This is a genomic window from Pseudomonas sp. YL2, from assembly GCF_023063025.1.
Classification (GTDB): Bacteria; Pseudomonadota; Gammaproteobacteria; order Pseudomonadales; family Pseudomonadaceae; genus Aquipseudomonas; species Aquipseudomonas putida_A.
The window spans coordinates 70,589-83,162 of record NZ_JAJSLU010000021.1; the positions used below are offsets into that span (position 1 = coordinate 70,589).

The following is a 12,574-nucleotide window of genomic DNA, read 5'->3' on the forward strand; positions in this document are numbered from 1 at the left end:
CGGGGGGGGGGGGCCTCGCGGGGGAGGGGGGGGGGCCGGCGGCGGCAATGGTTGCCGGCCCCCCCGCTCCCGGGACCAACCCCTCTCCCACATTGGTTTCCGCGTTTGGCTTTAGATATTGGCGCGCAGCACTGAAGTCGGCAGCGTCTCACCTTTCTCGGCACTCGCCGCCACCGCCGCAATCAATCCCTCCAGCTCATAGCCCTGCGCCTTGAGCCACGTCTGATCGTAATAGGTGTCGGCATAACGCTCGCCGCCATCGCACAAAATCGCCACGATCGACCCCGACTCCCCCGCCGCTTTCATCTGTTGCGCCGCCATCAGCGCGCCGATCAGATTGGTGCCGCTCGACCCGCCGACATGCCGTCCCAGACGCTGCGCCAGATAATGCATGGCCGCCAGCGACAAGGCGTCCGGCACCTTGACCATTGCATCGATAACCTTGGGCAGGAACGACGCTTCCACCCGAGGCCGGCCAATGCCTTCGATCCGCGAACCGCAGTCCAGACGCAGACTGGCGTCGCCAGTCTGGTAGTAATCGAAGAACACCGAGCGCTCGGCGTCGGCGCACAACACCCGGGTGCAATGCTGGCGGTAACGCACGTAACGACCCAGGGTCGCGGTGGTGCCGCCGGTGCCGGGGCTGGAAATCAGCCAGCTCGGTTCCGGGTGTTTCTCGAAACGCATCTGCTGGAAGATCGATTCGGCGATGTTGTTGTTCGCCCGCCAGTCGGTGGCCCGCTCGGCGTAGGTGAACTGGTCGATGAAGTGGCCGCCATGCTCGCGGGCCAGACGTTCGGATTCGGCGTAAATCTGCGTCGGATCTTTCACCAGATGGCTCTGGCCACCGTAGAAAGCGATCTGCGCGATCTTCTCTTTCGAGGTGGTCGCCGGCATCACCGCAATGAACGGCAAACCGAGCATGCGCGCGAAATACGCTTCGGAAATCGCCGTCGAACCGCTGGACGCCTCGATCACCGGCGCGCCGGGTTTGAGCCAGCCGTTACACAACGCATACAGGAACAACGACCGCGCCAGGCGATGCTTGAGGCTGCCGGTGGGATGGCTCGACTCGTCCTTGAAATACAACTCGATGCCTGCAAACCCCGGCAGCGGCAAGGGGATCAGATGGGTGTCGGCGCTGCGCTGGAAGTCCGCTTCGATGATGCGGATGGCTTCGCGGGCCCACTGGCGGTTGTCGCTCATGGTCATGCTCTCGTTGAATCGGGCAGGAGTAGCCTTGTCACAGGCTCAGTCCCCCAGCATAGGAAAAAACCGGCAAGGCTCACAGATACAGCTGAGGCTCAATTCATCCACCAACTGCCAGGTTCTGGGCAAATGGGTATCAGGCTTTTGCAGTAATTGCGCAGAAACCTATCCCCCCGTTCTTTGAACTGAAGCGGCCTGCTCGCCCCCCTGCCTGACAAATAGCGAACAATCCGCACTTAATCAAAGATCCGTCCTACAGCCAGCATTTGTCCGCTTCGTTAACGTCGCACAGCCCTTTCGAAGGGTTGTCGATGGATGAACGAAAGGACGCTCAGTGGCTCGCAACAAGGACATTCCCCGGGTCCCCAACCCACCGGCGGGCGACGGCCATCACGTCACTTGGCGCTACATGACGGCCACTGAACTGGCCGAGCGCGAAGCCCGACAAAATGCATACGACGCCATGCTGGCGCGGCAGGAGGCTTTCGAGCGCAGTCGAGAGGTTGCGGCGAAAAAGCCTGATCCCGTACGCGCCGGGTGCGTGTTCGCCAAGTCCTGCAAGTTGCCGGACGCGATCATCGATTACTCGAATCCTTCGGGGATGGTGCCGACCGACAGCCTGAAAGATTACGGAGATCTGGTCCTGCTCGGCGGCCGTGAAGCCGATGACAGCGGCGGCGTTCCACTCAAGAAAATCAGCGGCACTGCCATCCCGGCAGGCCTGGGCACCTTCGCCCTTGCGGGTGAGGCGTTCAAGGCATTGCCCGCCATCGCTTCCGCCGCCGTTGTGACCCCTTTGGTCGGGCTGGTGGCGTTGCTCATGCCATCGAACCTGGGCGACAGCGCCCTCTACACCGAAGACCAGTTGCTCGCCCTCAGACAGGCTCGAACCCGCGTGCGCCTACATGTCGAACAACGGGCCGACGGCAGCCTCAAGGGTTATGGTTTCTACACCGGCAAGAATCGCGACTGGGAAATGGTCGATGTCGCGCAGTTCACCGCACGTGATAACCGCTTTGTCGCAGACCTCGGCGAAGGCATCGAACTGATCTGGACGCCCGCCGTGGACGGCTCCGACATCCTCGGCATCCCCGCGCTGGAGGCCGCTCCGCAGGCACCGCATATCTGGGTGTACCCACCGACAAAAGCGGCGGACGGGATTCTGGTGAATCCGGTTTATCCGCCGGAGTATCGGGATTTCATTCTGGTGTTTCCGGCGGATTCGGGGGTTCGGCCGGTTTACATTGTGCTCAGTCGAGCTCGCGACCATGCCTACTACGACCACCCGAAGACGCTACCTGCGTTTCCTGATGCAGTCAGAGTGAAGTCCAAGTCATCGGTTCAGGGGGGAGGAAAGCGGCGAGCACGCTGGGTAGACCGCAAAGGTCGGATCTATGAATGGGATTACAAAAGCAATGCTGTAGAAAAATACGACAAGCTGGGAACCACTCATTTGGGTGAGTTCAATCATATTACTGGTGAACAAACCGGGCCTGCCGAGCCGGATAGAAGAACCTCTAGAAATTAAGGGACTAAAACATGCGTTACCTTTCAATAACCGGGTTTTACCCTGACGAATTCCAAGACAGCTCGCTACAGTTTGAAATGGATATCAACGGTAGCGAAATGAATGAAAAGGTTGCACAGCTCATTGAATCCAAGCCACTTAACGAACTGGAGCCTGGAGAGTTGTTATTGAGCCGGGATCAAGTAAGCGCATTGGAGGCCCTTCTGAAAGTCAGCTTCCCAAAGGGTCTGGAGTATTTTATGGGTACCTGTGCCCAGCACTAAGCAGTCGAATTGAAACAAACAAAAAACCCCGACCAGTCACCTGATCGGGGTTTTTCTTTACCGCTCGTTGCCGCTTAGTGCGAAACGCGGCTGGTGCCACCGACGGTGGAGATGCGCACGCGCTCACCAACACGGAACACTTCGTTTTCCTGAACCTGTTGCACGTAGGCGCGCATGCTGCCGTCGTCTTCGCGCACGGTGATTTCCACGCCCTGGGTGCGGGTCAGGCCTTCTTCAGTCGCGGAACCGATCAGACCACCGGCCACAGCACCGATGACCGCCGCGACGATGCTGCCTTTGCCGCCACCGATGGCGCTGCCGCCGACACCGCCGACCACTGCGCCTGCAGCGCCGCCGATCGGGGTCTTGGTGCCTTCGATTTTCACCGGACGCAGGGATTCGATGGTGCCCATGCGAATCGTCTGCACACGACGCGCTTCGTCACGGGAGTAGGAGTCACCGGTCAGGCTCGACTGGCAGCCGGTCAGCAACATCGCCATCGTGGAAAAGGAAGCAACCAGCAGAACAGACTTACGCATAGCATCAACTCCAAAAGAACATGTGTTCATTAAACCCCGCTGCTTGACGCCTGTCACGACGCAGCCCGGATAAACTTGATTTTATTCAGGCCCGGTACAGGCACCTGCAAACTCACCCAACAGTAGCGCCAAATCGCTCAATCCGCCCTGCCGACCCAAGGATTTTCATGGATTACCTGATCATTTTCGTCACCACCGTCGCCGGTCTGTACTTCCATTGGTGGCTGTACGTGCGGATCAAACGCTGGATGGATCGTGATCTGGCCCTGTCGCTGGCGGGCAAGGATGAAGACAAACGCGCCTTCATGCTGGAACGACTGGCCGATGCCCGCGTGCAGAAGATCAAGCGTCGGGACCTGCCGAAGTGGCTTGAGGCCGCTGCGGCAGGCTATCCCGCTCGGTAGACTGCTCAGGGCGCCAGACGTTCAAGAATCCAGTTGGCGCCCTGCTGACGGTAGTTCAGGCGATCGTGCAGACGACTTGGACGGCCCTGCCAGAACTCGATGCGCTCAGGCAGCAGGCGATAACCGCCCCAGTGTTCCGGGCAGTCGGGCTGGGTGTCGCTGAAGCGCTGTTCAGTCGCCTTGAGCAGGTGTTCCAGCTCGTCACGCCCGTTGATCACCCGGCTCTGCGGTGAGGCCCAGGCGCCGAGCCGGCTGCCCAGCGGTCGCACCTGATAATACGCGTCGGACTCTTGCGGCGTGACCTTGACCACCCGCCCTTCGATGCGCACCTGGCGCTCCAGGGTTGGCCAGAAAAATGTCATGGCCGCGAAAGGATTCGCCGCCAGATGCTGGCCCTTGGCGCTGTCGTAGTTGGTGAAAAAGGTGAAGCCCTGCGCGTCCAGGCCCTTGAGCAGCAGAATGCGGCAATGCGGTCGACCGTCCGCATCGACCGTGGCCAGGGTCATGGCGTTGGCCTCCACCGGTGCCTGTTCGGTTTTTACCGCGTCGGCAAACCATTGGTGGAACAGCGCAAACGGCTCGCCCGGGGCTTGCGCCTCGGTCAGTCCGTCCCGGGTGTAATCACGACGCATATCTGCCAGAGCCTGGGTCATGGCGCATTCCTTTTCGTTAGCGGATCACTGCTTGGAAGTATCGCTGGCGGCGACTTTCTTGTCTGTGGTCGCCGCTTTGGCCGGAGCGGTTTTCTTGGCCGGCGTTTTTGCCGGTGCCTTGGTCGCTGCTTTCTTCGCAGGTGCCTTGGCGGCGGCTTTCTTCGCTGGAGCCTTTTTGGTTGCAGGTACGGCGGCCTTCGAAGCAGCCGGCGCCGGAGTTACCGGTTTGGCTGCAGGCTTGACGTCCTGTGCCGCAAGCATCGTGGTCGGTGCCGGCGCTGGCATGTTGTACTTGCTCAGCAGCGCAACCATGGTGTTCTGCGGGGTCACCAGCAGTTCGACGCGACGGTTCAGGGCACGGCCTTCGGCGCTGTCGTTGGCCGCACGCGGGGCATCGCCGCCCATGCCACGCAGCATCAGGCGATCACGCTGCAAGCCGCTCAGACGGAAGATCGCCGCCACGGACTGGGCGCGCTCCTGGCTGAGTTTGACGTTGGCCGGCGCGGCACCGGTGTTGTCGCTGTGACCAAGCACCAGGACTGCGGTTTTCGGGTCAGCTTCGAGGATTTTCGCGACATTGGTGAACGGGCTGAGGGTCACCGGCAGCAGCATCGCTGGACGCTTCGGGTTGAACGAGCCTTCAACCGGCGCGATCACCACCAGCACGTTGTCACGGCGCTCGAGTTGCAGATTGCTGTCCTTGATCGCTGCACGCAGACGTGGCTCGTAGTCATCCAGCCAGGCTTGGGTGACTTTCGGGTCAGGCATCGGCACCACTTTGGCAGTCGATTGATCCTTGCCGCCGAACGGCCACCACCACTTCGTGCCGGTGTCGGCATCGGCCTTGGCCACTACCGCCGGTTTGGCTTCGGGTTTCACCTCGGCTTTGGCCGCCGCATCATCGGAACCGCCGAACGGCCAGTACCAGTGGCTGCTGCTTTCAGTCTTGGCCACCGGTGCGGTCGCGGCAGGTTTGAGCGGCGCCGGGGCTGCGGCAGGAGCCGGGGCTGGGGCCGGCTCTTTGGCCGCCACTTTGTCGGAGGACCCGAACGGCCACCAGCTACCGCCGTCCGCATCGTTTTTAGGAGTCTGTGCACAACCGGTGATCGCAACACACAGGGCCAGGGCGAGAGTTTTTTTGGATGACATTGAAAATCCACAAAGTGAAGTAATGAAAAATCAGAGCTCTTTTGCCCGGATAAACTGACGCTTTGAATCGAAAAACCGGATCTGGTTCCAACCCTGGAACCTCATGTAAAGCTTTACAGACAAGTGGCAAGTACCCGCGCCAGTTGCTGCGCGCGCGGATCCATCAAGACGTACGGCCCAAGGGTATTTGTCACAAAACCGAACGCGACATCGTGCTCAGGATCAGCAAAACCCACTGAACCGCCCGCCCCCGGGTGACCAAACGCCCGCGGGCCGAGGCCATAGGTGGCGTTCGCCATGTCCGGTTGATCGAGCATGCAGCCCAGACCGAAGCGGGTGCGGGTCAGCAGGGTCTTGTCCTCGCCGTAGCTGTGTTCGCGGGTCAGTTCTTCGAGCATTTCGCTTTCAAGCAGGCTGCCGTCGAGCAAACCGGCGTAGAAACCGGCCAGGCTGCGCGCGTTGCCATGCCCATTGGCGGCCGGCTGCTGCATGCGCCGCCATTCCGGTTTGTTGGTGCTGGTGAGCACCGACGGCGGATTGGTGAAGGCGCGAGTGGTCATGGCGGTCGGTTCGCGCATGGTCACTTGCAACAGGCGCTGGGCCGCGGCATCGCCGACGTTGCCCTTGCCCCGAGCGATGTGCGCCACGCGGTGGAACTCTTCGTCAGCCAGACCGACGTGGAAATCCAGCCCCAGCGGCCTGGCGACACGGGCGACGATCGACTCGCCCGGCCCGCGACCGTCAGCGCGACGCAGCAACTCCCCGACCAGCCAGCCATAGGTGATGGCGGCATAGCCATGGCCGGTACCGGGCGTCCACCACGGCGCTTCGGCCGCAAGGGCGTCGACCATGGTCTGCCATTCGTAGAGGGCGGCAGGCGCCAGCAACTCGCGCAGGGCCGGCAGACCGGCCTGATGGCAGAGCAATTGGCGCAAAGTGACGGATTCTTTACCGGCGGCAGCGAATTCCGGCCAGTAGCGGGCAACCGGTGCATCCAGTTGCAGTTTGCCTTCGGCCACCAATTGCAATGCGGCGACCGCGGTAAAGGTCTTGGTGCAGGAAAACAGGTTGGCGATGGTGTCGCTGTGCCAGGCCTCGGTTCCGTCCTTGTCGGCCGTACCGGACCAGAGGTCGAGGACGGTTTCTCCGCCGACCTTGATGCACAGGGCTGCGCCGCGTTCCTGGGGATCGTCGAACAGTGCCGCGAAAGCCTCGCGCACCGCTTCGAATTGAAGCTCGTAATGTCCCTGAATCTGCACCCGCAACTCCCCCGCGAAAACGCTCTACAAAGTGGCCCGCATTGTTCCAGCCCTTGAGGGATTTGGGAACAGCTGCGGGCCGGACGGTTGAATGCTGTAGTGAGGCGGCTGACGCCTTCGCGAGCAGGCTCGCTCCCACACTGGATCGATGGTGTTCACAAATCCGATGTGGGAGCGAGCCTGCTCGCGAAGAACGATGACGCGGTCTGAACCTTAATGACCATTGCCCGAGTGCCCACCGGCATGCCCGCCCCCCGGGCCTTTGCCGGCTTCAGCCTTGCGCCCGCCTTCGGCTTCATGACCGGCGGCGGCCGCTTTCTCAGCCTCCTTGCCCAACTGATCGATCGCCTGCAAATTGCTCTTGCGTACCGCCTCGACAAAGCCCTGATACGGCAGATCGGTAATCCCCACCAGGCCGAAGTGCCCGTTCTCGCCATCGAGCAGACGCCCGGTCACCGGTTGATCCAGATACTGGAACCAGTGCACGCCGACAATCGACGGCTCACTCAACGCCTGTTTGAGGAAGTTGGCATACGCCGGGCCGCGATCTTCTTCCCGCGCCAGTTGCGTCACGCCACCCCAGAACGGGCCACGATCACTGGAGCCGAAGTTGAATTCGGTGATCAGTACCGGTTTGTCGAGGGCGCGCAGAGCGGCGAAGTCATAGCCGTCCTGCGGTTTCAGCGTGTACATATTGAAACTCAACACGTCGCAATACTGCGCGCAGGACGCCACCGCTTCCGGAGTGCTGGTGGCGAAACGGCCACCGAGCAGCAACTGATTCGGCGCGTGCCACTTCAGCGAATCGGAGATGGTTTTGAAGTAAGTGTCGGCGAACACTTTCTGGAAGTATTTGAAGTCGTTTTCGATTTCCGGGTGCTCCGGATTCGGCATCGGTGGCACGAAACCCGGGTCTTCCATCAATTCCCACGCCGGCAGATCAATGCCCCACGCTTTCGACAGCCCCGCCTGGTTGCGGTACTTGTCGCGCAGTTGCTTGAGGAATGCGCGCTTGGCCGGCACGTCGGTGGTCATCTTCAATGTGCCGTAGGCCAGGGCGTAGCGCGACTGCGGGTCGTCGCCGGGGCCGGCCCAGGCCAGTTCGTTGTCGGCGTAGTAGCCGATCAGCCACGGATCATCACGATGATCGCGGGCAGCAATGGCCACGGCACGCTCGGTGGCCATGGCGAAACGCGGGTCGAACGGGTCAGGCATGCCGCCCCACCAGTCGCTGCCGGTGCTGATGCTGGTGTAGTCGCCGACGATCGACAGCGGCAAGGTGTACGGCACCCGCTCGGCGTCGGCGAGCGAGTCGGCACTCCAGTTGCCGACGGTGTTGAAACCCCAGGCCTGCAGACGATCAAGGGTGTGCGTGGCCCACTTCTGCTGATCGACCGTGGCCTTGCACGGCGCAGCGACGGGTTGATCGGCAGCCTTTTCAGCAGTCGTTGCTACGGCGTCTGTTTTCGCCGCTGCGGCGACACCGGCCTTCGCCTCGTTTGACTTTGGCACAGGCTCGGCAGCTTTTACTGCGGTTTCTTCAACCGCACCAGCCTTGGCCGCTTCAGCAATTCCGGCCTTGGTATCGCTGTCCGGTTTGCAGGGCTCGCCGTAAACCCGCTGCAGGTTGGCGCCATAGAAGTCGTACCAGCGCCCGTTGCCATAGCCGCGGCCCTGATCGGCCCCGTTGCCGCCACGGTTATCGCCTTCGCCGAAATGGCTGGCGAGCGGCTCGTCGGCCTTGGGCAGGGATTCGAACATCCACTCGCGCCCGGCCACGTAGGTCTGGTTGACCTGCGGGCTGACGGTGTTGACCCCCAGCGAATAGAACGGATGCCCTTCAGGGGTCACCAGATACCAGCGACCGTCACGCTTTTCGGTGCGGAAAAACCCGCTGGCCTTGAACGCCGGGCCTTTGTTCCAGCCACCGAACTTGTCCAGCGAGGACTTTTCGCGCTCGGTCAGCCAGGTTTTCAGCTGTTGCTGTTCCTTGGCGGCGGCGGATTTCAGTTGTTCGTCGTTGCTGACTTTTTCCGGCCATTTGCTGCGGGTCGATTGACCGTAGGCGTCCACCAGATTGCCGTAGACGGCCTGGGTCACAGCATCGCCGTCCTGCACGCCGAATCGCTCGAGCAGCAGGCTCTGCGCGGCTTTCGGCTGATCCATCCACAGACTCACCGACACCACCTGGCTGCGATCCAGTTCACCGCTGCTGCTGGCCAGCAGAATTCGCTGGCCATCGACAGTCATCGGCATCGGCGGCCCGGCCTTCATGCCCTGGCTCAGTGGCGAAGTCGCCACCAGCGGCACCAAAAGGGTTTGCGCGGGTCCGGCCGGCAGGTCGACGCGGCTGGTCAGGGTCTGGCCGTTGTTACTCTGGATTTGCACATAGACCGTCACGGCCCAGTTCATTGCGCTTTGCAGACGCAGGCTCATCATGCCCGACTGCGACCAGTCCCAGGCGCCGGTTTGCGGAGTCAGACGCAGGGTCGGGCGAGCCACCGGGTTGAACGTCACCCGGCGCAGCACTTCACCTTCCGGGGTTTGCTCGGCGTTGGCTTGTGGCAGGTCAGTGTTTTCGGTGACGACTTTCACCACGTCGGCAGGACGGACAAAGTTGAACAGGGTCTGCTGACCCGCAGGCGCCGCCAGTAACGGGGCAGCGAAAATCAAGGCGAATACGGCAGGCAACGAACGGCGAATCATAAGAACGGAGTTCTCCCTAACGACCAACTAAGGCCAATGGAAAAGCATGGCAGAGAGATAGACAGCGCGGCGGGCAAAACTGCCCACCGTTGTCTCAGGATATTTCACGACGGAAAGGAGGCAACGCATTGAGGATCGCCTTGCCGTAGCGCTGGGTGACCAGGCGCCGATCAAGCAAGGTGATGGTGCCGCGGTCTTCTTCGGTACGCAGCAGACGCCCGCAGGCCTGGACCAGCTTCAACGAGGCGTCGGGCACCGAGATTTCCATGAACGGATTGCCGCCACGGGCCTCGATCCACTCCGACAGCGCCGCCTCGACCGGATCGTCCGGCACCGAGAACGGGATCTTGGCGATCACCACGTGCTCGCAATAGGCACCCGGCAAATCCACGCCTTCGGCGAAACTGGCGAGGCCGAACAGCACGCTGGAATCGCCGCCATCGACCCGCGCCTTGTGCTTGTTCAGGGTTTCCTGTTTCGACAGGTTGCCTTGAATGAACACTTGCTTGCGCCAGTCGCGGTCGAGGCCATCGAACACGTCCTGCATCTGTTTGCGCGAGGAGAACAGCACCAGCGTGCCGCGCGAGCCTTCGACCAGATCCGGCAACTCGCGGATGATCGCCGCGGTGTGAGCCGCGGCGTCGCGTGGGTCGGCCTTCAGATCCGGCACCCGCAGCACACCGGCATCGGCGTGATGGAACGGGCTCGGCACCACGGCGGTGACGGCTTTTTTCGGCAGACCGGCGCGCATGCGGAAACGGTCGAAGGTGCCCAGTGCCGTCAAGGTTGCCGAGGTCACCAGGCAGCCGTAAGCCACGTTCCACAGGCTGCGGCGCAGGGTTTCTGCGGCGAGAATCGGGCTGGCGTTGACCTCGATGTCGAACAGCGAACCGCTTTCGGCCAGCGTCAGCCAGCGCGCCATCGGCGGGCTGTCTTCCGGGTCTTCGGCGGTAAATGCAGTCCACAATTCCCAGTTGCCCGACGCCCGCGACAACAGGCTGCCGAACAGCGGATACCACTCCTCGGCCTGATTGCTGGCGATGCCGATGTTGACCTCGCCGTCCATGCCTTCCTTGAGCAGGTCGGTCAGGCGGGTGAACAGATCGTTGAGCCGCGAATAACCCTTTTTCAGCTCAATGCCCATTTCGCGCATGTGCTCGGGAATCACCCCGCCGACGAAACGATGGCGTGGCCGCTCGCGACCTTCGACGTCTTCGCCGGGCTTGAAATCGGCAATCTGCTCGCACGCGGTGAACATGAACTGCTGCTGGGTCTTGATCTCGCGCGCCAGCTCGGGCACTTGCTCGATCAGCTTGCCGAGATCGCCCGGCAGCGGATGCTGGGCCAACAGTTTGGTGAGGTTCTTCGCGGTGGTTTCCAGCCAGTCGGCAGTGGAACGCAGACGCGTGTAGTGGGCGAAGTGGCCGATGGCCTTGTCCGGGAGGTGATGGCCTTCGTCGAACACGTAAATGGTGTCACGCGGATCCGGTAGTACCGCGCCGCCGCCCAAAGCGAGGTCAGCCAGCACCATGTCGTGGTTGGTGACGATCACGTCGACCTTGCCCATGCCTTCGCGCGCCTTGTAGAAAGCGCACTGGCCGAAGTTCGGGCAGTGACGGTTGGTGCACTGGCTGTGATCGGTGGTCAGGCGCGCCCAGTCGGCGTCTTCCAGCGCGTTGGGCCAGCTGTCGCGGTCGCCGTCCCATTTATTGCCGGCGAGCTTCTCGATCATGCTGGTGAACAGCTTCTGACTCGCCTCGTCGACCTCGATCTTGAAGCCTTCCTCTTCGAACAACTGGGCGGTGGCGGTTTGCGCGTGGCCTTCCTGCAGCAGCATGTCGAGCTTGGACAGGCACATGTAGCGACCACGGCCCTTGGCCAGCGCGAAGCTGAAGTTCAGCCCGCTGTTGCGCATCAGGTCGGGCAAGTCCTTGTAGACGATCTGCTCTTGCAGAGCCACGGTCGCGGTGGCGATCACCAGGCGCTTGCCGGCCAGCTTCGCCGTCGGGATCGCCGCCAGGCTGTAGGCCACGGTCTTGCCGGTACCGGTGCCGGCTTCCACCGCGACAATCGCGGGGTCGCCACTGCGCCGGCCTTCGTCGTCGGTGTCGATATCCCCGAGGACTTTGGCGATTTCAGCGATCATCAGGCGCTGGCCGTAACGCGGCTTGAGGCTCTTGGCTTCAAGAAAACGCGAATAGGCGCCCTGGATCGTGGTTTTGAGTTCAGTGCTGATCATTGATTGTCGGGCGCTAAAAACGCTGGATAAATTTTCAGTGGTTTCGGATGGCGGCTATCATACCCCGCTAATTAATCCCGCGCAGAACGGAGTGCCCCAATGACACCTTTTAGCCTCGTTTATCCGCTGCATGTCCTGTCCGCCCTGGTCTGGGTCGGCGGCATGTTTTTCGCCTGGATGGTCCTGCGCCCGGCGGCGGTCAAGGCTCTCGACGGCCCCGCCCGCCTGACCTTGTGGGTGGAAGTGTTTCAAGGTTTTTTCCGCTGGGTCTGGGTCGCGGTGATCCTGCTGCCGATCAGCGGCGTGGGCATGTTGCATTTACAGCAGGTCGGTTTCGAGACCGCGCCGAAGTACGTGCAGGTGATGATCGGGCTGTACGTGGTGATGACGGCGCTGTTTATCCGGATTCAGGGTTTGATGCTGCCAGAGTTGCGCAAAGCCGTTGAAGCCAAGGAATGGCCAGTGGGTGCGGCGGTGCTGGGGCGGATTCGCCGGGTAGTGGGGATCAATTTGATTGTCGGGTTGGTGCTGGTGGCGATTGCGGCGGCGCGGCCGATGTTCTGACCCACTGACAACTTGGACTTTTTTTGTGGTGAGGGAATTTATCCCCTCACCTCAAATAGTG

The 12,574-nt window shown here is 61.7% G+C and carries 11 protein-coding genes; 4 read left to right on the forward strand and 7 right to left on the reverse strand.

Features of this window, described 5'->3' with window-relative positions:
* Positions 1-111 precede the first annotated feature (111 nt).
* Positions 112-1,206 (reverse strand): PLP-dependent cysteine synthase family protein, encoded by a 1,095-nt coding sequence (locus LVD08_RS24275; RefSeq protein WP_431061413.1) that lies wholly within the window; start codon positions 1,204-1,206, stop codon positions 112-114.
* A 337-nt stretch (positions 1,207-1,543) separates the two neighbouring features.
* On the opposite strand from LVD08_RS24275, the gene LVD08_RS24280 reads away from it, so the two are divergent.
* Both LVD08_RS24280 and LVD08_RS24285 read left to right on the forward strand, forming a co-directional pair.
* Positions 1,544-2,737, forward strand: coding sequence for an S-type pyocin domain-containing protein (locus LVD08_RS24280; RefSeq protein WP_247269448.1), 1,194 nt, complete (start codon positions 1,544-1,546; stop codon positions 2,735-2,737).
* Positions 2,738-2,748: 11 nt separating this feature from the next.
* Positions 2,749-3,000, forward strand: coding sequence for a pyocin S6 family toxin immunity protein (locus tag LVD08_RS24285; RefSeq protein ID WP_247269449.1), 252 nt, complete (start codon positions 2,749-2,751; stop codon positions 2,998-3,000).
* Positions 3,001-3,074: 74 nt separating this feature from the next.
* On the opposite strand, the gene LVD08_RS24290 is transcribed toward LVD08_RS24285, so the two are convergent.
* On the reverse strand, positions 3,075-3,539 hold the full coding sequence (locus LVD08_RS24290) for a glycine zipper 2TM domain-containing protein (RefSeq protein ID WP_007969461.1): 465 nt from the start codon (positions 3,537-3,539) through the stop codon (positions 3,075-3,077).
* A 167-nt stretch (positions 3,540-3,706) separates the two neighbouring features.
* Here LVD08_RS24290 and LVD08_RS24295 point away from each other — a divergent pair, with 167 nt between their 5' ends.
* Positions 3,707-3,943 (forward strand): hypothetical protein, encoded by a 237-nt coding sequence (locus LVD08_RS24295; protein WP_096797521.1) that lies wholly within the window; start codon positions 3,707-3,709, stop codon positions 3,941-3,943.
* Positions 3,944-3,948: 5 nt separating this feature from the next.
* Here LVD08_RS24295 and pdxH read toward each other — a convergent pair whose 3' ends face one another.
* From pdxH to dinG, 5 genes are all read right to left on the reverse strand, one after another.
* Positions 3,949-4,596, reverse strand: coding sequence for a pyridoxamine 5'-phosphate oxidase (gene pdxH / locus LVD08_RS24300; protein ID WP_247269450.1), 648 nt, complete (start codon positions 4,594-4,596; stop codon positions 3,949-3,951).
* Between the two features lie 24 nt (positions 4,597-4,620).
* Positions 4,621-5,745, reverse strand: coding sequence for an OmpA family protein (locus LVD08_RS24305; protein WP_247269451.1), 1,125 nt, complete (start codon positions 5,743-5,745; stop codon positions 4,621-4,623).
* Between the two features lie 113 nt (positions 5,746-5,858).
* Positions 5,859-7,004 carry a serine hydrolase domain-containing protein gene (locus LVD08_RS24310; RefSeq protein ID WP_247269452.1) on the reverse strand — a complete coding sequence of 382 codons (1,146 nt, stop codon included), beginning with the start codon at positions 7,002-7,004 and terminating at the stop codon, positions 5,859-5,861.
* Between the two features lie 213 nt (positions 7,005-7,217).
* The gene (locus LVD08_RS24315) at positions 7,218-9,710 is read right to left on the reverse strand and encodes a beta-galactosidase (protein ID WP_247269453.1); all 2,493 of its coding nucleotides are present in this window, start codon (positions 9,708-9,710) and stop codon (positions 7,218-7,220) included.
* Between the two features lie 94 nt (positions 9,711-9,804).
* On the reverse strand, positions 9,805-11,949 hold the full coding sequence (gene dinG, locus LVD08_RS24320; RefSeq protein WP_003222341.1) for an ATP-dependent DNA helicase DinG: 2,145 nt from the start codon (positions 11,947-11,949) through the stop codon (positions 9,805-9,807).
* A 99-nt stretch (positions 11,950-12,048) separates the two neighbouring features.
* On the opposite strand from dinG, the gene LVD08_RS24325 reads away from it, so the two are divergent.
* A complete protein-coding gene (locus tag LVD08_RS24325; protein ID WP_041070611.1) occupies positions 12,049-12,513 on the forward strand; it encodes a CopD family protein in 465 nt (154 codons plus the stop codon).
* Positions 12,514-12,574 lie beyond the last annotated feature (61 nt).

What these genes read in the sequence shown, in the direction of transcription:
- LVD08_RS24295 (WP_096797521.1), top strand. Translation starts at nt 3,707, where the DNA reads ATGGATTACCTGATCATTTTCGTCACCACCGTCGCCGGTCTGTACTTC.
- LVD08_RS24315 (WP_247269453.1), bottom strand. Translation starts at nt 9,710, where the DNA reads ATGATTCGCCGTTCGTTGCCTGCCGTATTCGCCTTGATTTTCGCTGCC.
- pdxH (WP_247269450.1), bottom strand. Translation starts at nt 4,596, where the DNA reads ATGACCCAGGCTCTGGCAGATATGCGTCGTGATTACACCCGGGACGGA.
- LVD08_RS24275 (WP_431061413.1), bottom strand. Translation starts at nt 1,206, where the DNA reads ATGAGCGACAACCGCCAGTGGGCCCGCGAAGCCATCCGCATCATCGAA.
- LVD08_RS24325 (WP_041070611.1), top strand. Translation starts at nt 12,049, where the DNA reads ATGACACCTTTTAGCCTCGTTTATCCGCTGCATGTCCTGTCCGCCCTG.
- LVD08_RS24305 (WP_247269451.1), bottom strand. Translation starts at nt 5,745, where the DNA reads ATGTCATCCAAAAAAACTCTCGCCCTGGCCCTGTGTGTTGCGATCACC.
- LVD08_RS24285 (WP_247269449.1), top strand. Translation starts at nt 2,749, where the DNA reads ATGCGTTACCTTTCAATAACCGGGTTTTACCCTGACGAATTCCAAGAC.
- LVD08_RS24290 (WP_007969461.1), bottom strand. Translation starts at nt 3,539, where the DNA reads ATGCGTAAGTCTGTTCTGCTGGTTGCTTCCTTTTCCACGATGGCGATG.
- dinG (WP_003222341.1), bottom strand. Translation starts at nt 11,949, where the DNA reads ATGATCAGCACTGAACTCAAAACCACGATCCAGGGCGCCTATTCGCGT.